Raw genomic sequence first — 20,822 nt, 5'->3', positions numbered from 1 at the left:
ATTTAATTATTCCACAGTAGCTCAGTGGTAGAGCTATCGGCTGTTAACCGATCGGTCGTAGGTTCGAGTCCTACCTGTGGAGCCATATGGCCCCGTGGTCAAGCGGTTAAGACACCGCCCTTTCACGGCGGTAACACGGGTTCGAGTCCCGTCGGGGTCATACATATTGGAGGATTAGCTCAGCTGGGAGAGCATCTGCCTTACAAGCAGAGGGTCGGCGGTTCGAACCCGTCATCCTCCACCATTCTTAATTTAATAGCGGAGGGGTAGCGAAGTGGCTAAACGCGGCGGACTGTAAATCCGCTCCTTCGGGTTCGGCAGTTCGAATCTGCCCCCCTCCACCATTAATGGGCTATAGCCAAGCGGTAAGGCAACGGACTTTGACTCCGTCACTCGTTGGTTCGAATCCAGCTAGCCCAGCCATTTAGAGCCATTAGCTCAGTTGGTAGAGCATCTGACTTTTAATCAGAGGGTCAGTGGTTCGAGCCCACTATGGCTCACTCTATAGCATTTCTCTTATGAGAAATGCTTTTTTTGTGTTGAAAATTAAAACTGCTGAAAACCTTTAAATGATAATATAATAAAGAAAAGTCAAAATAATTTATATACATTTTTATGATTAGAATAGTATGTAAAAGGCGATATAAGGCCTTTTTATGAATTATAAATCATTATATTGGTTTTATATGTAAAATAACGATTTTATAAAAAAATTATGATATTACATTAACTTGAAACATAAAGCGCTTTCGATTATTCTAGTAACAGATGAAAACAAAGGGGTTTTTAACATGAAGAAAAAAATAGAAATAATTGGAGCGCCATCAACATATGGTCAAAGGAAATTAGGGGTTAACTTTGGTCCAGATGCTATACGATATGCAGGTATTGTTGATCGTATCAGAGCGATAGGTTTATCTGTTGAAGATTCTGGTAATATTCAAGTACCAGCAATTGATTTAGATAAGTTTAATTCAGAGCAAGAGGGCTTGCGAAATTTAGATGAAATTATTGCTGTTTCTAATAACTTGAGTGAAGCTGTATCAAATAGTATTGAGAAAAATAATTTTCCATTAATTCTTGGAGGAGATCATTCAATTGCTATAGGTTCAATATCTGGTGTAAGTAAACACTATGATAACTTAGGAGTTATTTGGTATGACGCACATGGAGATTTGAATGTACCTGAAGAATCACCATCAGGTAATATTCACGGGATGCCATTACGTGTGCTTGCTGGTGAGGGGGATGAGCGTTTAGTTAACATTTCCAATTATACACCTAAAGTGAAGCCAGAAAATATCGTTCTTATAGGAATGAGAGATTTAGACGATGGCGAGCGCCGTTACATAAAAGAAAATAATATTAAAACTTATACTATGGCGGAAGTTGATAGATATGGTATTAAGCAAGTTATGGATGAAACGATAGAGTATCTAGAACCTAAAACAGACGGTATACACTTATCATTAGATGTTGACGCGTTGGATCCAGTTGAAACACCAGGTACAGGTACTAGAGTCTTAGGTGGTTTGACATATAGAGAAAGTCATTTTGCGTTAGAGTTATTACATAATTCTAAGTGTGTGACTTCTATGGATATAGTTGAAGTTAACCCATTAATAGATCATACCAATGATACAGCTAAACAAGCTGTTGGTTTGGTAGGTAGTTTCTTTGGAGAAACGCTTCTATAAGTAGTAGTGAAACTGATATGGATTTTATCCATATCAGTTTTTTTAATTTTTAAGATAAAATTAAATACTAAATATGACAGTTAGCTTTATGATTGGTATAATATATAACATGGGAACAGATAACCGGAGGAGATGTTATGGATTTATCCAACTTTTTTGATGACTGGAGTACAGTGAAAATAATTGCTAGTGTACTCGATTTGCTCATAGTATGGTATGTACTTTATCTTCTCATTACAGTTTTTAAAGGTACCAAAGCCATTCAACTATTAAAAGGTATTGTTGTAATAGTTATTGGTCAACAAGTGAGTAAAATGTTAAATTTAACAGCCACAGCCAAATTGTTTGATTTAGTTATTCAATGGGGTGTGTTAGCTTTAATCGTAATATTCCAACCAGAAATTAGACGTGCGTTAGAACAACTTGGTCGTGGAAGTCTATTTAAACGTTATTCAACCAATTTAAATAGTGATGAAGGAAAACTTATATCCTCTGTATCCAAAGCAGTGCAATATATGGCAAAACGACGCATCGGTGCACTGATTGTTTTTGAAAATGAAACAGGGTTACAAGATTATATTGAAACAGGTATTGCAATGAACTCAGAAATATCGCAAGAACTTTTAACAAACGTGTTCGTACCTAACACGCCTTTACATGATGGTGCGATGATTATACAAGAAAATAAAATTGCAAGTGCTGCAAGTTATTTACCATTATCAGATAGTGCCAAAATTGCTAAAAGCTTAGGTACAAGACATAGAGCGGCAGTTGGTATTTCTGAAGTATCTGATGCTTTTACAGTTATTGTATCTGAAGAAACAGGTTCAATTTCTGTTACTTTTGATGGTAAATTAAGAAAAGATATTTCTAACGAAGCTTTTGAAGAATTATTATCTGAACATTGGTTTGGCACACACTTTAACAAGAAAGGTGTGAAATAATATGCTAGAAAGTAAGTGGGGATTAAGGTTAATCGCACTTGTATTAGCATTAGTATTTTTCTTATCAGTTAATAATATGTTTGGTAATATTTTTAATGCTGATAACTTAGGACAGAAATCTTCAGAAACAATTGAAGATGTACCTGTCCAAGTGAAGTATGACAACACATCATTGTATGCAAGTGAGGTTCCAAATAAAGTGGATGTTGAAATATCTGGACCACAATCTCAAGTACTGAAGGCTGAAAATGCTGAAAGTATCAAAGCTGTATTAGACTTGAGTGAAGAAAAAGCAGGTAAGCATACTACACAATTCCAAGTAAATGGGTTAAATAAAGATATTGATTATAATGTGAAACCGAAAGAAACAACAATAAATTTGGAAGAGAAAGTAAGTAAAACATTAAAAGTAGAACCAGATGTAAGTAATAATGATTTGGATCCTGAATATAAAGTTAGTGAACAAAGCGTATCACCGGAAACTGTTAAAGTGACTGGTGGGAAAAACCAAATTGATAAAATTGCTTATTTAAAAGCAACATATAAAAATAAAAGTGAAATTTCTAAAAACACGACAGATGTTGCACAAATTACTGCATTTGATAGAAACCTAAATAAAATTGATGTTATGGTTCAACCAAATGAAGTCAATCTGAGTGTGAAAGTAGAAGACTATAGTAAAAAAGTGAAAGTAAAAACTAAAGCAGTAGGCTCATTATCAAACGGTCGTGAAGTGGATAATATCGAATTAGATAATGAGGAAGTTGAAATTTACGGTAATAAAGAAGATCTAGAAGATATTGATGAAATTACAGCCAATATTGATTTGGATGATGTGGCAGGTTCTACTAAAAAAGATATTACGTTTGAAGTACCTGATAAGGTTACTAAAGTAAGTCCTAAAGATACAACTGCAACAATTACAGTCAAATAGATTTTTTTAAAATAAAGGAGATATATATAATGGCAAAATATTTTGGAACAGACGGCGTAAGGGGCGTAGCTAATAAAGAACTTACCCCTGAACTTGCATTTAAATTAGGACGCTACGGTGGTTACGTATTAGCACATAATGAAGGGGAAAAGCACCCTAAAGTACTAGTTGGTAGAGATACGCGTGTCTCTGGAGAAATGTTAGAATCTGCTTTAATTGCAGGACTCATTTCAATTGGTGCAGAGGTAATGCGTTTAGGTGTTATATCAACGCCAGGAGTTGCTTATTTAACCCGTGCAATGGAAGCTGATTTAGGTGTTATGATTTCTGCTTCTCATAATCCAGTTCCAGATAATGGTATCAAATTCTTTGGTTCAGATGGTTTTAAATTGTCAGATGACCAAGAACAAGAAATAGAAACGCTTTTAGATCAAGAAAATCCTGATTTACCTCGACCAATTGGAGAAGATATCGTTCATTACTCTGACTATTTTGAAGGTAGTCAAAAATATATCAGCTATTTAAAATCAACAGTAGATGTAAATCTAGATGGTATGAAAATTGGCTTAGATGGAGCGAATGGTTCTACTTCATCACTAGCGCCATTTTTATTCGGAGATTTAGAAGCAGACACTGTGACAGTTGGATGTAACCCAGATGGTTATAATATAAATAAAGAGGTTGGCTCAACACATCCTGAAACTTTAGCGAAGGAAGTTGTAGAATCTGAATGTGATTTTGGACTTGCTTTTGATGGTGATGGAGATAGACTTATTGCTATTGATGAAAATGGAGAAATCGTCGATGGTGACCAGATTATGTTTATTATCGGACAAGCGATGTCTAAGAATCGCGAACTTAACAACAACATGATTGTTTCAACAGTGATGAGTAATTTAGGTTTTTATAAAGCTTTAGAAAATGAAGGTATCCAATCAAACAAAACTAAAGTTGGAGACCGCTATGTTGTTGAAGAAATGAGAAGAGGCAATTATAATTTAGGTGGCGAACAGTCTGGTCATATTGTTCTTATGGATTATAATACGACAGGTGACGGCTTATTAACAGGTGTGCAATTAGCAAGTGTTATTAAAATGACTGGTAAGAGCTTAAGTCAACTTGCAGGCCAAATGAAAAAATACCCCCAATCATTAGTCAATGTACGTGTTACAGATAAATATCGTGTAGAAGAAAACATCGATGTTCAAGAAGTAATGACAAGAGTAGAAGTAGAAATGAACGGGGAAGGCCGTATATTAGTGAGACCTTCAGGTACAGAACCACTTGTTCGTGTTATGGTAGAAGCTTCAACTGATGAAGATGCACAACGTTTCGCGCAAACAATTGCAGATGTTGTACAAAATAAAATGGGATTAGACGAATAAACAAATTCCAATTTTGATAAAAATAAAAAGCTGGGAACAAGCGTTTTAACCTTGTTCCCAGCTTTTTTGTTGCTTTAATAAAGCAATTTCAAAATATTATAGTACGTTGTATGCTTGAACAATTTCTGTAGTTAATTGTTCATCGATTTTAGCATAATTTTTTAAGAATGATTCAACACCGTGTGTTTTAATATAATCATTTTTTTCTACTGTTTCTGGATCGTTAGAGTCATCATATTTTAATAACAAGGCAGCTGCTTTAACTAAACCGTCATGCGCTAAATTATGTTTATATAAATAGTTTAATGGCTTAATGATACGATCTTGAGGTCCTATTTTACGGATTGTGCCACGACCGACGCGTGTAACTTCATCCGATAAGTTAGGATTTTTAAAACGACCAATAATTTTTTCAACATATTGTGCTTGTTCATTTTCTGTGAAATCAAATTGACTTGTAATATACTGGCTTGTTTCTTTAAGAACTTTATCTAAACCATGTTTAATATTCTCATCGTTAATAGCATCTAATACTGTAGGTTGATTAAAGTATCGACCTGCATAAGCTAAGTAAGCATGACCAGTATTTACAGTTAGCAGTTTTCTTTCAATATATGGTGTTAAGTTATCTACATATTTAATGTGATTTAATTCTGGGCCGAACCATGCATCTTTTTCAATAACCCACTCATAAAAAGGTTCAACAACGACATCTAAAATATTTTCATTCTTTTGCATTGGTACGATTCTATCAACTGCTGAATTAGCAAAATGAATATGGTCATCTAAAGGACCAGTTATATCTAAAATAGCTTTTTTTAAAGTGTTCGTAGCCATGATAGCATTTTCACATGCCACAATATTTACAGGCGTTTCCTTTTCTTTTAAATAGGGCGCAAATGATTTAGCAATAATTGGTAAGATATTAACACCAACAGCAGTTGTAATTAAATCTGCTTCTAACACTGCTTCTTTCAAGCTCTCAGAAAGGGAACCTGAATCAATTGCATCAACGTTATGCACGCGTGTTGTTGTTTGAGATTCATCAGCTAAAATTACATCATATTCTTGTTTTTCATCTAAAGCATTGATAATATCGGCGTTCACATCTGCAAATGTTACTTTAACGTCGTTATCTGCTAAGATGTAACCAATAAAACCTCTGCCTATGTTTCCTGCACCAAAGTGTAATGCTTTCATTATGCGTCAGCCTCCTCAAAGACCTGTTTAATTTCTTCTGCAGATGAAGCTTTAACAATACGCTCTACATTTTCTTCTTCACTAAACGTAATTGCAATTTTAGAAAGTAAGTCTAAATGTTCACCGTCTTTACCTGCAATTCCGACAACGACTTTAACTTCTTCACCATCCCAATCGACACCTTCAGGAATTTGAATTAATGTTAAACCTGATTTTAAGACACTTGTTTTAGCTTCGTCAGTACCATGTGGAATTGCTAAGCCATTACCCATGAAAGTCGTAACGACTTGCTCACGGTCTTTCATTGCTTGAATATATGCTTCTGTTACGGCACCACTTGAAACTAAGGCTTGTCCCGCTTTTTCGATTGCTTCGTTTTGGTCTTTCATTGATTGGTTAATAAAAATGTTTTCATTACTGAATAATTCGCTCATTTTCTTCACTCCAAGTTTAATAGATTTTGTAATTGTATAAGATAACTTTGCTTTAAAATGTCTAACAGTTGTTCGGGATGTTGCATAAATTCATCAATATTGTCTAAATGTTCAACCATTTTTCCTGATATGTCACTGACAAGTTGTGACATCACATCATCATGTGGTACAAACATATTTAATAAATAATTTACTGATAAATTGTCATTATGATTACTTTTCAGCATGATAGGCTCATTTAAAATTGTAATTAAGATAAAAGGTTTTTGAATTATCTCATTCTTTAAATGAGGTATGGCTATCGGGTATGGTTCCAAGACAAATCCTTGGGTATCCATATGATGCTTAATGAGTTCAGCGAATGACTGACCATCTGTAATAATTTGATGAGATAATAATGTTTCAGTTAAATAGGTAGTCCAATTAGAAACGCTTATATAATCAATATATACTGAATCAATAAGTTCTAAACCTTTTCTGATATAAGATAGTTTGGCTTCAGGATCTGTTATGTTTTGATGTGTATAATCTAATGTTTGGCTTGGTTGTACATCTTTTTGCATATTTAGAAATGCAGCAACATGGTTAATATCTGAATCAGGCAGTAGTGGGTTCACGGTGATATAAGGTGTTGTAATGTCTAAATCTACCGTTGTGATAATCGCATCAAATTGTGCTGGATCTAATTCATTTAGATCTCCAACAGAAGCTTGTGTCGTTTTTTGAATCTCACTGAATGTTTGTTGTAATCGTGTAGCTAATAAACGACTTGTACCAATACCGCTACTACAAACGACTAAGACGCTATAAAATGGGCTTCCCTGATTTTGAATAGCACCACCAAAATGCAACACAATAAATGCAATTTCACTATCTGGAAAATTAAAGTCTGGCCAAATATGTGTTAAACCTCGATGTACACTTTCAAAAAGTCTAGGGTATTTATGTTTTATCATTTCTGTTAATGGATTGTATGTCTCAATGTTTGCGTTCAATCGATTAATCGCGGGGATAAGATGCAATTTTAATCCTTCGCTCAGTGTTTCCCAATCTTTAAAGTCTTGTTGTGAATATTTAGCTACAGAGTGAATAAGTTGATCTATCCGAGCTTCATCCTTATTATCTTTAAACACTTCTACGGAGTCCTTACGCCTGGAACCGCGTAAATGGATTGTAATAAAGGTTACTTCTGCTTGATTGAACTGTACGCCATAAATATGTTCTAAATGTAAGGCGAGTGCAGAAGCAACTTTATGTTCAAATGAATCTTTAACGTTATTATAGATGTCATTATTTAGAGCAACGTATTCACCATTGAGCATACGATCGATACTTAATACGATATGCACAGTCAATGTAAGATAGCTAGATTCAGTCAATGAATAGGGGAGCTGATCTAAATGATCCATAAGTATACGTTCTACTTGAAAAATTTTATCCATATCTACCATGGCCAGTTGAGATTGGTTAATGGATTGATAGACAAAATGATTTTCAATCACTGAATAGACACTTGTACTATTTAAATTATTGACCATGAGTTGACTTAATAATTCACGTTTTTTTGATTCAGCACCACTTAAATGAATACCTTCGCCACGTTTTTTCTGTAATTTTAATTGATATTGATCAAGTTCAATGTCTAATTCATCCAATAGTTTGGTTAACGTTTGTGTAGATACACCAATTTCATGTGCTAAGCCATATTGTTTGATAGGTTCTTTAGCTTGAATCAATCCATATAAAATAATAACTTTCTGTTCTTCTTGAGATAAATCAATCGTATTTTGTTTTGAAAGTGCATATTTTAGCGAGGTAACTGCTTGCTCATCTGCATCCAATTGTATACCTTTTTTAGTCACACGTTCTAATTCAATATTAAAGGTATTTATAAATGACTCAATTGACTTTAACTCTCTATGAATAGTACGAGAGGATACAGCTAGATGTTGAGCAATGTCATAAATCGTGACATATTGACCGTGATACTTAATTAACATTTCGATAATTTCTTTTTCACGTGTACTCAAAAACATAGTCATACCCTCCAGTATTATTCTATATAATTTTAATTAATTTTCGTCTTGCTTAAGATTCTCAAGTAATTCATCATATCTAGGTGAATTTAAGAAGTTGTCTACTGAAATATGAATTGCATTTGGTGCTTGTTTAATTGCTCTATCAGTAAGTTTCTTCTGTGTAATAACAAGTTGTGCATCATCAGATAATTGATTGATTGCTGTATTTGAAACATCAACATCTTGGATACCTGCTTTTTTAAATTTATTACGTAACATACTTGCACCCATAGCACTTGAACCCATACCAGCATCACAAGCGAATATAGCATGGTTTACTTTACTATAATCATGAGCATGTACATTTTCTGTATCATAATTATCTAATAAGTCTTCTTCAGATTGAGCTTCACTGCTTTCAGTATCTGAAGATGCAGCCGCAGCACCAGAACCAGTTGCTTCAGCAGTATTATTATCTTTATTCCCTGTTAGTTTAGAAGATACACTTGATTTTTTACCTTTAGTAGATTCCATTTTTTCTGTAGCAGCTTCTAAATCTTCATCAGGTTCTTTTGTGAATTTCAAGATGATGGCAGCAACGATGAATGAAACTAAAGCTGCGAGTAACACACCGATAAGCATGTGTAAAAATTCGCCTTTAGGTGCGTTCAGAACATAGACGATAAAGGAGCCAGGTGAAGCGGGACTCTTGAATCCAAAGTCGAATAGTGAATAAGTTGCAACGCCTGTCATACCACCTAAGATTACAGCTACAAATAGTAACGGACGCATCAATACGTAAGGGAAGTAAATTTCATGAATACCACCTAAGAAGTGGATAATACCAGCACCGTAAGATGTTGCTCTTGCAGTTCCAGTACCAAAAATCATATAAGCAACTAAAATCCCTAAACCAGGTCCAGGATTAGATTCAATTGTATATAAAATAGATTGACCAGCAGAAGCTGCCTGATCGGCACCAAGTGGCGTAAACACACCATGGTTGATTGCATTGTTTAAGAATACAATTTTTGCAGGTTCTACTATAATACTTACTAATGGAAGTAAATGTGCATGTACTAACGTTTCAACTGCCAATGAAAGAATGTACATAATGAATTCCATAATTGGTGCTAAAAGTTTGAACCCTAGGATTGTCATTATAAAACCTAAAATACCGGCTGAGAAGTTATTGAATAACATTTCAAATCCTTGTGGCGTTCTTGGTTGAATAAATTCGTCAGTTTTTTTCATTAACCAACCAACGAGTGGTCCCATAATCATTGCACCGAGTAACATTGGTGTATCTGGTAAAGCAACGATAACCCCCATTGTTGCTACAGCAGCAATAATACCGCCACGCATTTCATGGATTAAACGTCCACCACTATAAGCAATAAGTAACGGAATTAAGTATGAAATCATTGGTCCAGATAATTCGCTTAACTCCTTATTAGGCCACCAACCACCATCGATGAAAATAGCAGCGATGAAACCCCATGCGATAAATGCGCCAATATTTGGCATGATCATACTACTAAGAAACGACCCAAATGCCTGGACTTTGCGCCCAATACCATTGTTTTCTTTAGTCTCTGTTTGTGACATAAATTGCACCTCTTTTTCTCTTTTTATTTATAAGTTCATTGTATGGCTGTTCCTATTAATAAACAACTTAAAGTAATTTCAAATTTGTCATAGAGTTTTTGACAATTTTACGACAGTTAAATAATGTCAAAAACAAAGGAAATTACGTAGTGTGACAATATATAAATAAAATTTTAAGTGGTTGTAAAAATAATATTAATAAATGATTTGCAATAAGCATTGTTTACATTGTACAATAAGAATTATTGAGGGAAAGGAGGACAGTTAAATCGTTTAGTTCAATTATAGCGCCTGTGCAAGTGAAGTGATGAAATGTTAATTATTTAAGGTTTATAACAGAAATCTTAATAGACATGACATTAGTACTTGTAGACGAGGAGGATAGTTATCGAACCATCGGCGGATGCTATCCCGGATGTGGTCCATTCGTGAACTTATTAAGGAAAACATTAGGGCAACCTAGTGCACAAAGTTAATAAGATAGCCAAAAATAAAAAATACTATTATAAGGTGTATGGGACTAATATGCCTATCTTAGACATGGATTCGCTTTTAAATAAACAAAGGCACCAGTCCGTCTATGATGGCATATCGAAATTGAACAGGTTCGTATACGCTGAACGTTCGTTACCCATCACCATTACATTGGAGGAAAATTAAATGTGTGGAATTGTTGGATATATTGGGCATGATAATGCCAAAGAATTGTTATTAAAAGGTTTAGAAAAATTAGAATATAGAGGTTATGACTCTGCCGGTATTGCAGTAGTGAATGACAAAGGTAATTCAGTATTCAAATCTAAAGGACGTATTGCTGAGCTTAGAAAAGTTGCAGATAGTGATGATACAGACGGTGATGTAGGTATCGGACATACACGTTGGGCGACACATGGTGTGCCGAATCATGAAAACTCACATCCGCATCAATCAACATCAGAACGCTTTACACTTGTGCATAACGGTGTAATTGAAAACTATGAAGAACTTAAAACTGAATACTTAAAAGATGTATCATTTATCTCAGAAACAGATACAGAAGTTATTGTGCAATTAGTTGAATATTTTTCAAATACAGGACTTGCTACTGAAGCAGCATTTACAAAAGTAGTTTCTTTATTAGAAGGTTCTTATGCACTTGGCTTAATCGATAGTGAAGATAAAGACAAAATCTATGTAGCTAAAAATAAATCACCATTATTAATTGGCGTAGGCGATGATTTCAATGTGATTGCATCTGATGCAATGGCTATGTTACAAGTTACGAACCAATATAAAGAAATTCACGACCATGAAATTGTTATCGTTAAACGTGAAGAAGTTATTATTAAAGATCAAGATGGCAATGTTCAAGAAAGAGAAGCATATACAGCACAAATTGATGCAGCTGATACTGAAAAGGGTGTTTATGACCACTACATGTTAAAAGAAATTCATGAACAACCAGCAGTAATGCGCCGTATTATTCAAGAATACCAAGATGAAGAAGGTAACTTGAAAATGGATGCAAATATCATTAAAGATGTTGCAGAAGCGGATCGTATTTATATTATTGCTGCAGGTACAAGCTATCATGCAGGTTTAGTAGGTAAGGAGTTTATTGAAAAATGGGCAGGCATTCCTACAGAAGTTCATGTATCTTCAGAATTTGTGTATAACACGCCATTACTTTCTAAAAAACCGTTATTTATCTATATTTCACAATCAGGTGAAACTGCAGACAGTCGTGCCGTATTAGTTGAAATGAACAGATTAGGCCACAAATCATTAACAATTACGAATGTCGCAGGTTCAACGTTATCACGTGAATCTAACCATACATTACTATTACACGCAGGTCCTGAAATAGCTGTTGCTTCTACGAAAGCTTATACAGCGCAAATTGCAGTACTTTCGATTTTTGCAAAAATCGTAGCGAGAGAACGTGGTAAAGAAGTAGATGTAAGTTTATTACGTGAATTAGCTAAAGTAACGACTGCAATCGAAGCAATTGTGGATGACGCAGATGTCATGGAACAAATTGCAACAGATTTCTTAAGAACTACACGTAATGCATTCTTTATCGGTCGTACAGTTGACTATAATGTGAGTCTAGAAGGTGCTTTAAAACTTAAAGAGATTTCATATATCCAAGCAGAAGGATTTGCTGGTGGAGAATTAAAACATGGTACGATTGCTTTAATTGAAGAAGGGACGCCTGTTATCGCATTAGCAACACAAGAAAAAGTTAACTTATCTATCAGAGGTAATGTGAAAGAAGTTGCAGCGCGTGGTGCAAACCCATGTATCATTTCAATGGACGGTCTAAACAAAGAAGGCGATACTTACGTAATTCCAAAAGTACATGAACTATTAACACCATTAGTTTCTGTAGTAACGATGCAACTCATCTCTTATTACGCATCACTACACAGAGATTTAGACGTAGACAAACCACGTAACTTAGCAAAGTCAGTTACAGTAGAATAAATAAAGATTAAATTATAACTTATTGTTTATATAATAAAAGGCTGAATCCATTAGTGATTCAGCCTTTTTATTATTCAATAGTTTTAAGGGAATATATAGATTTATTTTTAAAAAGGATTAGGCATAAAATAATTATAAATATTTGTAGCATAACTAAAACAAAAGTAATGTTATTCCTGTATAATAGGAAATAAATAATATCATACAAAAATACATAAAAAGTTTTAAGTATTACAATGTTCAAAATTATAATTTTAAGGGTTTTGAATAATTATTATGTAACATAATAGGAGCGAACTAAAATGAAGAAAATAAAATATTTAGTCTTACTTTTAATGTCTGTTTTTATTGTTGGTTGTGCCAACGGAGAAAATACATCTTCTGCCGATAAAGATACAGATGCTAAGGTAGTCACAGATTTAAAAAGTGGAAAAGAAGAAACAACTACCAAGGTAAAGAATGAAAATAAATCAGAGGAACCTCAAGTAGAAGGGGAAACGACTACTGAAGCTAGTGATGATACGTTCCCAGGATATGAAAAAGTTGAGGTAGATGGTGGTGATTTGTCTGGGGAGCGTGAAGCGAACGTTGTTGTTGATATAGGTTACGGTGATCGAAAATATTGGGCATTTACTAACGAATACGGACAATTGACGCGAGTTATCGCAGATGAAATTAAAATACAAGATGATGAGACAGAAGATGTATTATCATCTGGCAGATATTATGCTGATGAGGCAAAGGTCCCTGGTGTTGAACGTGATAACTTAGACGAAGGACATATTATTGCTGACTCTCTTGGTGGCGTGTCGAATGCATATAATATTACTCCGCAAGATAGTACGCTAAACCGACATGGTGATCAAGCTTATCTTGAAAAGACTATCCGAGAATCCGGCGGAGCTACTAATTTTGAAGCTAATATTACTTATCCGGATACTGAAACGCAAATCCCTTCTAGCTATCAATATACATATACTATCAATGGAAATGAAGTAACAGATTCATTTGATAATGTGAACCCTGACGAACTAAATGAGTCACTTGGCTTAACTGGTAGTAAGGAACCTGAGCCTGAACCAGCAACTTCAACTGGGGATAAAGGGTCAGTTGCGGAGGTTGATTCAGATGGTAATGGGCAAGTGACAATTGCAGAAGCAGAAGCAGCAGGGTTTAGCATGCCAATAAATAGTGATCACTGGTTATATGGACATATGGACGATCGAGATAATGATGGGGTCGTAGGTGAATAACATCTCATTTTTTATTGAAATATTGAATGAATGATGTAAATTAAATCAATACTGATATATTGTTCATGATTCAAGTAAAATTTGTTGTTGTAAAAGAATGTATCACTTTCAAAATAGGCTGGTTGCATTTGCAATCCAGCCTTTTATTTTTATTTTTGAAAGATATATGTTAACCATATTATTTTCAAATTATAAGTCGTTCTATTATGCTAAGATTATTATAAAATTTGTTGAGAGAAACTAAGAGAGGGTTTTTAAAATGACGAAACCAAAAATTTATACTATGGCGTTCGGGTCTGTTTATCCGCATTTGATTAAAAAGGTTGAAAAGAAAAAACGTACTAAAGCTGAAGCAGATGAAGTCATTCGTTGGATGACAGGATATACGCAAGTACAATTAGATAAACTTGTTGATGATGGCACGGAATATGAAACATTTATTCTACAAGCACCAAAGTTAAATCCTAATAGAACTAAAGTTACAGGCGTCATATGTGGTATTCGAGTTGAAAATATGGAGCCGTCAGTTATGAAAGAAATTAGATACTTAGATAAAATGATTGATGAACTTGCTAAAGGCAAAACTTTGGAAAAAATATTTAGAGTCTCTCAATCATAAAATGATTTGCGAAAGAAATGTAAAAATCAGTTAAAGTGTATTGAATAGAGGTGATTTTATGCTTGTCGAGCTGAAAGGCGTAGCAAGAAGAAAACAAGGGAAAGAAATAATTAAAAATGTGAGTTGGCAAATAAGCGAAGGCGAAAAATGGATGTTATACGGATTGAATGGTGCAGGTAAAACAACATTATTGAACATCTTAAATGCTTATGAACCACATACATCGGGGACGTTAACATTGTTTGGTATGCAACCAGGAAAAAAGGGCTATTCTGCAGATAATGTACGTAATCAAATAGGATTTGTTTCAAGTAGTTTAATGAATCGATTTCAAGATGGCGAAATTGTATTAGATGTGGTTATCAGTGGTATTTTCAAATCGATAGGCGTTTATAAAGAAGTGAAATCGCCTCATATTGAAATGGCTAAACAATATTTAGAACAAATGGGTATGCGTCAATTTGAAAATCAATATTATGGCTATTTATCAACCGGAGAAAGACAAAAGGTATTGATTGCTCGAGCATTAATGGGCGACCCTAAATTGCTTATATTAGATGAACCAGCATCAGGGTTAGACTTTATAGCACGTGAAGATTTGCTTAGTGCACTCGATAAATTATATAAACAAAATCCAAAACTTGCGGTGATTTATGTCACGCATTTCGTTGAAGAAATTACACGAAATATTCAACGTGGCTTTTTGTTAAAAGATGGTACATGTTATAAACAGGGAGAAATACAATCTGTATTAAACAGTGAAACTTTAAATAATTTTTTCAATAGAGATGTAAGTGTGGTTTATCAAAATCAGCGCTATTCACTATTTTTAAACCGATAACGCGTTGCGGAAACGTAAATATAATGCCATAATTTAATATGATAACATGTGATGGAGGATTATTTTAATGGATAATGTTAGAGCAATATTTTTAGATATGGATGGTACGATTTTACATAAAGATAACCGAGTAGATACGGAGACAACCGAAGTGATTCAACAGTTACGAAACCTTGGTTATAAAGTGTTTTTAGCAACTGGTAGAGCACATGATGAAATTCATTATTTAGTACCCAAAACTTTTGAAGTAGATGGCATTATAAGTTCAAATGGTACGCTAGGCATAGTGGAAAAGGAAATAATTTTCAAACACGGTCTTTCATATAATACAGTAAGTGAAGTGATTAAACGTGCAAAACAAGAAGCAATATATTATGAAATCTTCCCATTTGGCAGTAACCGTGTCGTGCTTAAAGAAGACGAAACATGGGCTAAGGCATTATTTGAGTCAGCAACTCCTCCAGGTAAAGTAGGAGAAAGTGAATGGACTTCTAGAAGAGAATCTCTAAAAGGCAAAGTAGACTGGGAAGATGCTATTCCTGACACGTCATTTTCAAAAATATATTTATTCTCACCTAACTATGAGAAAATTACAAATTTCCGCAATCAATTAATCGAGGATAATGCAGCATTACAGATCAGTGTGTCAAATTCATCACGCTTTAATGCAGAGACAATGGCTTTTAATACAGATAAAGGCACAGGCATTAAAGAAATGATTGAACACTTTGGTATTAATCAGGAAGAAACTTTAGTAATTGGTGATAGTGATAATGATAGAGCGATGTTTGAATTTGGACATTATACTGTGGCTATGAGAAATGCGAGACCTGAAATACAGGCTTTAGCAAACGATGTAACATCTTTAACAAATGAAGAAAATGGTGCGGCAACGTATCTAAAAGAACATTTCATAAAAGACTAAGCAGATGAATTTGAATGTAGAGATAACAAATTAATTTGTTCCTAAAATAATAAAAAATAAAATAAAACTTTAGAAAATAATTAACATAGAACTGATAGGTTTTCCTGAAAAAGGTTATCTATCAGTTTTTTTAATATATTTAAGAAGTTTATAATACACGATATAGACAGGGAGTACACAGTAGGCTTTTAAAACTCAATGGATAAATCAGAGGTATGAATATATCGAAATACAAAAATTGCCAATGTAGTCATTTTAAATGCTACATTGGCAATTCGTGTGTGAAATATATTATTTATCTGTTTTGTTAATTTGATCTTTTAAATCTGAAGTTTTATCTTTTGCAGTATCTTGAATATTATCACTTTGATTATTTAGATTAGATTTTGTTTTTTCAGTAGTATTAGTTACACTGTTTTCTATTTTTGAATCGTTGTTTGATTGTTTTTTAGATTTCTTTTTGTCTTTTTTAATTTCAGCTTTATCTATAGATTCGCCATTGCGGTTATAATATTGAATAATCGCTAATATATTTATATAGTAAACGGCTAATCTTACGATAATTACTATAATAGATACAACGTAAATTAAGATCATTGCGATCGTTTGTGAAATGCCGCCTGTTGAAATTGAAATTAATTGACTAACAGGATTCGCAAGGATAATTACGATTAAGTTTAATAGTAATATACCAAGATAGAATTTAAACCAAGTTTTCTTGCCATTTTTAACGCCTTTGAACCCTCGTTTAACGGCTGCCCAAGCACCAATACTAGGATCTTTAACAAATGCTACAGTAAAGTTAATAATTACAATAGCAAAGAACCAATAGATAAATGATTGAATAAAGACAGTAATTGTTGCTGCAATAATTTGGAAAGTTAGTGAAAGACCAAGTGCATGATCAGAACTACTTAATGGACCTTGTAGTGCTGTGAATAATTGCATGATACCTAAATTAAGTACTTTAGATACGAGTAAATTGAGCGCGAGTAAAATTAGAATAAATAATAAAGTGAATAAAGCTAATTTTAAACTTTTAAGATATTTACCTTTTTTAAAGACTGAGAATAAATCTTTTAATTTAACCTTGTCTTTATTTAATGCTTTGTCTATAGTGTATATAGTTCCAGCTATTAATGGGTAACCAATTAACACAAAAAGCAATAATGGAATCAGAATTGTTAGTATCAATATGAATATTGAACCACCAATTGGTTGTTGCATTGCCATCGACATTGCGAATTTATATATTGCGGGTTGAACTGGTATAAACGATAAAATTGTTAAAGCGAATAATATGATAAAACTTACAATTGAAAACAGTATTGTTTTAGCATTTTGGGGTTTTGCATTTTGCAAAGCTAGTTTATGATATTTAAACAAATTTTAAGCACTCCTTTTTAGTGATAACAATACGATATCAAAAAAATGAAGATTTTAAAATTAATAGGTAACAAATTGGCTATAAAATGTTAGAATATCCTAATGAGAAAAAGTTGAAAGGAGATATCATCATGAAATTTGCAATTATTACTGATGTACATGGAAATTTTGATGCATTAGAAACCGTTTTGGATGATATTGATAGAAAAGAAGGAATCAATAAAATATTTAATCTAGGCGATAACATCGGAGTAGGGCACGAAACAAATAAAGTGCTTGACGAAATTTTCGATAGAGATGATATGGAAATCATTGCAGGTAATCATGATGAAGCGGTTATGTCGATCGTAAATGACACTCCTTATCCAAAAGACTTAAAAGATAAATTCTATGAACATCATCAATGGATTGAAAGTCATTTAGATGAAGATTATTATGAAAAATTAGATGAATTGCCACGCGTAATTGAAAAGACGTTTCATAATAAAAAAGTGTTGTTTATTCATTATGAAATTGCCAATGAGAAATTAAACACACCTATTGATGGACAACCTTATAGTCCTATTGTTGAACCGAGTGAAGAAAATGTTAAAGCATTATTTGAGGACAAGGATGCGGATTTAATTGTTTTCGGACATAATCATACAGTGCATTTTTATGACGACAAATCTACTGTGTATTTTAACCCTGGTTCTGTAGGACTTAATAATGGAGCGTATGCAGTTTATGGCATTATAACGATTGATGAAAATGAATTCTCATGTGAACGCGTTAAAGTTCCATATGATAACGAAGAATTTATCAGAGGCTTTAGTGAAAAACAAGTACCAGCAAAAGATCTAATTTTTGATAAATTTATTTAAATTATCAACGATTTATTAAAAAGTATAAGGCTTTATAAATAAAAAGTGATTTTCCAATTATATTTGGAAAATCACTTTTTTTAGTATTACTTTATATTAAATTTTAATGTGAGTGTGAATGAGGTGTTGCTTGTTTTGAATAAATGGCAGAACATAAAATATCGTTATCATGTAAATGGTCACTTGTTTCTAGTTGTATAGTCATATGTTGAATATTTAGGTGTTCTAATTTATGTTCTAATCGATTTAAGAGCACCTCACCTTCTTCAATAGTCATAGTATTTGGCACTACTGCATGACAACTTAATGCATTCATTTCGTTTGAAATTGTCCAGATATGACAATCATGTATATTTTCGATTTTTTCTTCTTCCGTAATCATGGAAAAGACTTGATTCAGATTAACGTCACTAGGCGTACCTTCCATCAAAATATTGAGTGAAGATTTTGTTATGCCCCAGCTACTTCTAATAATAAGCACAGATACAATGATACTGGCAATAGGATCGGCAATTGTTAGATTGAAACTCCAGATAAGCGCAGCAGCTATTATTGCACCTACTGAACCTAATAAGTCTCCTATTACATGGAGAAATGCGCCACGCATATTAATATTATGTGATGTGTCTCCGCCCTTAAACATTAAACAAGCAACTATAATATTAACTATGAGTCCAGTAACACTAATTATAAACATTTCTGTTGATTGAACATCTTGGGGATTAAAGAAACGCCCGATAGCTTCAACAATAATAATAATTCCTATAACAAATAATGTGACCCCATTAAATAATGCAGCCAGTATTTCAAATCTTTTATAACCAAACGTTTTATGACTATTAGCGTGTCTTTCAGCATAAATAAATGCGAGAAGCGCCACACCTAAAGAGATTGTATCGCTAAACATGTGCAATCCATCAGAAAGTAATGCCAAACTATTAGAAACAAAACCGCCTATAATCTCTACAATCATAAAGATTCCAATAATTAGAAAACTAATAAGTAATATTTTTTTGTTATTTGTGTGTACATGACCATGCGCGTGATTGTGTCCATGTTGTTCAGATTCAGACATGTCAACCGCCACCTTTCCTTATTATTGATGTGTTGCGTGATGTATCGCTTGTTTTAGTAGGGTAGTAACATGCGTATCATCTATGGCATATATCATAGATTGACCATCACGATTTGCTTTCACTAAATGAGCTTGTTTCAGTACGCGTAATTGGTGAGAAACATTTGATTGGCTCATGCCTAATTTGTGAGCAATATGACCAACACTGTTTTCGCCTTGCGATAATAAGTGCATAATGCGTAAACGATTGCCTTCGCTTAATGCTTTGAAAATTTCAGTCACTTTATCAATTGTTTGTGAATCTATGGGTTCAATCATTATGTAACGCCTCCTTATATTAATACATGAACATTTATTCATATATTAATATGATCACTTGTTATTGTCAAAGCATAATTCACTTTGGTTTTAAAAACTTACAAAAGTGGTAGACTTTTAAGTAGTAACTACCTTTAAGGAGGCAATAATTTATGAGTATATTAGTAATTGGAGCAAATGGTGGCGTCGGTCAGCACCTAGTAAATCAATTAAAAGAGCGCGGTGAAAGCTTTACGGCTGCTATGAGAAAGCAAGAACAAGCAGACGCGCTAAAAGATAAAGGCATAGATGCAACTTTAATAGATGTAGAAACGGATGATATTAAAACATTGACTGAAAAGGTTAAAGGTTTTGATAAAGTTGTCTTTTCTGTTGGATCCGGTGGTAATACAGGTGCAGATAAAACAATCAGTGTTGATTTAGATGGTGCAATTAAATCAATTAAAGCAAGTGAAGCCAATGGCGTTAAACAATATGTGATGGTTTCAACTTATGATTCTCGAAGAGAGGCGTTCGAAGCAAGTGGCGGTTTAAAAGCATACACAATTGCGAAGCACTATGCTGATGAATATCTTAAACAAGCAGATGTAGGTTATACAATTGTGCATCCAGGCGGTTTATTAGACGATGCAGCTACAAATAAAATTGAAGTAGGTGCATATTTTGAAGGCAGAGGGTCAATTCCTCGTGAAGATGTCGCATCTGTATTAACAGAAGTTTTGACTTCAGATGACTACTTAAATACTGAGTTCCAAATCGTTAGTGGCGATGAAGAAATTTCAGACGCTTTATTAAATTTTAATAAATAACTATCAAATAAAGAGTGGATTTTAGAAGACCAATTTACATAAAGGTG

18 protein-coding genes and 6 tRNA genes are annotated in these 20,822 nt (G+C 33.6%); 17 read left to right on the top strand and 7 right to left on the bottom strand.

The annotated features are described in order from the left end of the window. The first annotated feature begins 10 nt into the window (after positions 1-10). The 10 genes from M4L39_RS11245 (at position 11) to glmM (ending at position 4,960) form a co-directional block, all read left to right on the top strand. Positions 11-85, top strand: a tRNA-Asn gene (locus tag M4L39_RS11245). Positions 86-88: 3 nt separating this feature from the next. Beyond that, positions 89-160, top strand: a tRNA-Glu gene (locus M4L39_RS11240). 8 nt (positions 161-168) lie between these two features. Further along, positions 169-244 (top strand) — tRNA-Val (locus M4L39_RS11235). 16 nt (positions 245-260) lie between these two features. Next, positions 261-344, top strand: a tRNA-Tyr gene (locus M4L39_RS11230). 4 nt (positions 345-348) lie between these two features. Continuing rightward, a tRNA-Gln gene (locus M4L39_RS11225) sits at positions 349-423 on the top strand. 4 nt (positions 424-427) lie between these two features. Continuing rightward, a tRNA-Lys gene (locus M4L39_RS11220) sits at positions 428-500 on the top strand. A gap of 291 nt (positions 501-791) precedes the next feature. Then, the gene (rocF, locus tag M4L39_RS11215) at positions 792-1,697 is read left to right on the top strand and encodes an arginase (RefSeq protein WP_277582108.1); all 906 of its coding nucleotides are present in this window, start codon (positions 792-794) and stop codon (positions 1,695-1,697) included. Positions 1,698-1,834: 137 nt separating this feature from the next. Beyond that, complete coding sequence (gene cdaA / locus M4L39_RS11210; RefSeq protein WP_277582107.1) at positions 1,835-2,641, top strand: diadenylate cyclase CdaA; 807 nt, start codon at positions 1,835-1,837, stop codon at positions 2,639-2,641. A gap of 1 nt (position 2,642) precedes the next feature. Beyond that, positions 2,643-3,575, top strand: coding sequence for a CdaR family protein (locus M4L39_RS11205; RefSeq protein ID WP_277582106.1), 933 nt, complete (start codon positions 2,643-2,645; stop codon positions 3,573-3,575). Positions 3,576-3,604: 29 nt separating this feature from the next. Further along, positions 3,605-4,960: a phosphoglucosamine mutase gene (glmM, locus tag M4L39_RS11200; protein ID WP_277582105.1), complete on the top strand. Its 1,356-nt coding sequence runs from the start codon at positions 3,605-3,607 to the stop codon at positions 4,958-4,960. Between the two features lie 96 nt (positions 4,961-5,056). On the opposite strand, the gene M4L39_RS11195 is transcribed toward glmM, so the two are convergent. The 4 genes from M4L39_RS11195 to M4L39_RS11180 are packed head-to-tail and all read right to left on the bottom strand — an operon-like array spanning position 5,057 to position 10,220. Next, entirely contained in the window at positions 5,057-6,160 is a 1,104-nt protein-coding gene (locus M4L39_RS11195) for a mannitol-1-phosphate 5-dehydrogenase (protein ID WP_277582104.1), read from the bottom strand. Continuing rightward, on the bottom strand, positions 6,160-6,594 hold the full coding sequence (locus tag M4L39_RS11190) for a PTS sugar transporter subunit IIA (protein ID WP_021339808.1): 435 nt from the start codon (positions 6,592-6,594) through the stop codon (positions 6,160-6,162). Before M4L39_RS11190 ends, M4L39_RS11195 begins: the two co-directional genes overlap by 1 nt. Before the next feature lie 5 nt (positions 6,595-6,599). Continuing rightward, the gene (locus tag M4L39_RS11185) at positions 6,600-8,630 is read right to left on the bottom strand and encodes a BglG family transcription antiterminator (protein WP_277582103.1); all 2,031 of its coding nucleotides are present in this window, start codon (positions 8,628-8,630) and stop codon (positions 6,600-6,602) included. Between the two features lie 36 nt (positions 8,631-8,666). Further along, positions 8,667-10,220, bottom strand: a complete 1,554-nt coding sequence (locus tag M4L39_RS11180; protein ID WP_277582102.1) for a PTS mannitol transporter subunit IICB — start codon at positions 10,218-10,220, stop codon at positions 8,667-8,669. Between the two features lie 660 nt (positions 10,221-10,880). Here M4L39_RS11180 and glmS point away from each other — a divergent pair. The 5 genes from glmS to M4L39_RS11155 all read left to right on the top strand — a co-directional run bounded on the left by glmS (position 10,881) and on the right by M4L39_RS11155 (position 16,324). Further along, positions 10,881-12,686, top strand: a complete 1,806-nt coding sequence (gene glmS, locus M4L39_RS11175; protein ID WP_277582101.1) for a glutamine--fructose-6-phosphate transaminase (isomerizing) — start codon at positions 10,881-10,883, stop codon at positions 12,684-12,686. 302 nt (positions 12,687-12,988) lie between these two features. Beyond that, on the top strand, positions 12,989-13,939 hold the full coding sequence (locus tag M4L39_RS11170) for a DNA/RNA non-specific endonuclease (protein WP_277582100.1): 951 nt from the start codon (positions 12,989-12,991) through the stop codon (positions 13,937-13,939). A 259-nt stretch (positions 13,940-14,198) separates the two neighbouring features. Next, positions 14,199-14,558: a DUF2200 family protein gene (locus M4L39_RS11165; protein ID WP_277582099.1), complete on the top strand. Its 360-nt coding sequence runs from the start codon at positions 14,199-14,201 to the stop codon at positions 14,556-14,558. A gap of 58 nt (positions 14,559-14,616) precedes the next feature. Next, positions 14,617-15,399, top strand: coding sequence for an ABC transporter ATP-binding protein (locus M4L39_RS11160; protein ID WP_277582098.1), 783 nt, complete (start codon positions 14,617-14,619; stop codon positions 15,397-15,399). Positions 15,400-15,466: 67 nt separating this feature from the next. Next, positions 15,467-16,324, top strand: coding sequence for an HAD family hydrolase (locus M4L39_RS11155; RefSeq protein ID WP_277582097.1), 858 nt, complete (start codon positions 15,467-15,469; stop codon positions 16,322-16,324). A 291-nt stretch (positions 16,325-16,615) separates the two neighbouring features. Here M4L39_RS11155 and M4L39_RS11150 read toward each other — a convergent pair whose 3' ends face one another. After that, positions 16,616-17,710: a hypothetical protein gene (locus M4L39_RS11150; RefSeq protein WP_277582096.1), complete on the bottom strand. Its 1,095-nt coding sequence runs from the start codon at positions 17,708-17,710 to the stop codon at positions 16,616-16,618. A 131-nt stretch (positions 17,711-17,841) separates the two neighbouring features. On the opposite strand from M4L39_RS11150, the gene M4L39_RS11145 reads away from it, so the two are divergent. Further along, on the top strand, positions 17,842-18,573 hold the full coding sequence (locus M4L39_RS11145) for a metallophosphoesterase family protein (RefSeq protein ID WP_277582095.1): 732 nt from the start codon (positions 17,842-17,844) through the stop codon (positions 18,571-18,573). Positions 18,574-18,676: 103 nt separating this feature from the next. Here M4L39_RS11145 and czrB read toward each other — a convergent pair whose 3' ends face one another. Together czrB and M4L39_RS11135 are read right to left on the bottom strand one after the other, a co-directional pair. Further along, positions 18,677-19,648, bottom strand: coding sequence for a CDF family zinc efflux transporter CzrB (czrB, locus tag M4L39_RS11140; protein ID WP_277582094.1), 972 nt, complete (start codon positions 19,646-19,648; stop codon positions 18,677-18,679). A 21-nt stretch (positions 19,649-19,669) separates the two neighbouring features. After that, on the bottom strand, positions 19,670-19,966 hold the full coding sequence (locus tag M4L39_RS11135) for an ArsR/SmtB family transcription factor (RefSeq protein WP_277582093.1): 297 nt from the start codon (positions 19,964-19,966) through the stop codon (positions 19,670-19,672). 152 nt (positions 19,967-20,118) lie between these two features. Here M4L39_RS11135 and M4L39_RS11130 point away from each other — a divergent pair, with 152 nt between their 5' ends. Beyond that, on the top strand, positions 20,119-20,775 hold the full coding sequence (locus M4L39_RS11130; RefSeq protein WP_277582092.1) for an NAD(P)-binding oxidoreductase: 657 nt from the start codon (positions 20,119-20,121) through the stop codon (positions 20,773-20,775). Positions 20,776-20,822 lie beyond the last annotated feature (47 nt).

Source organism: Staphylococcus equorum, from assembly GCF_029531845.1.
GTDB classification, from domain to species: Bacteria; Bacillota; Bacilli; order Staphylococcales; family Staphylococcaceae; genus Staphylococcus; species Staphylococcus equorum_C.
The sequence above is the reverse complement of the archived record's forward strand: the minus strand, read 5'-3'. Positions and strand labels throughout refer to the sequence as shown.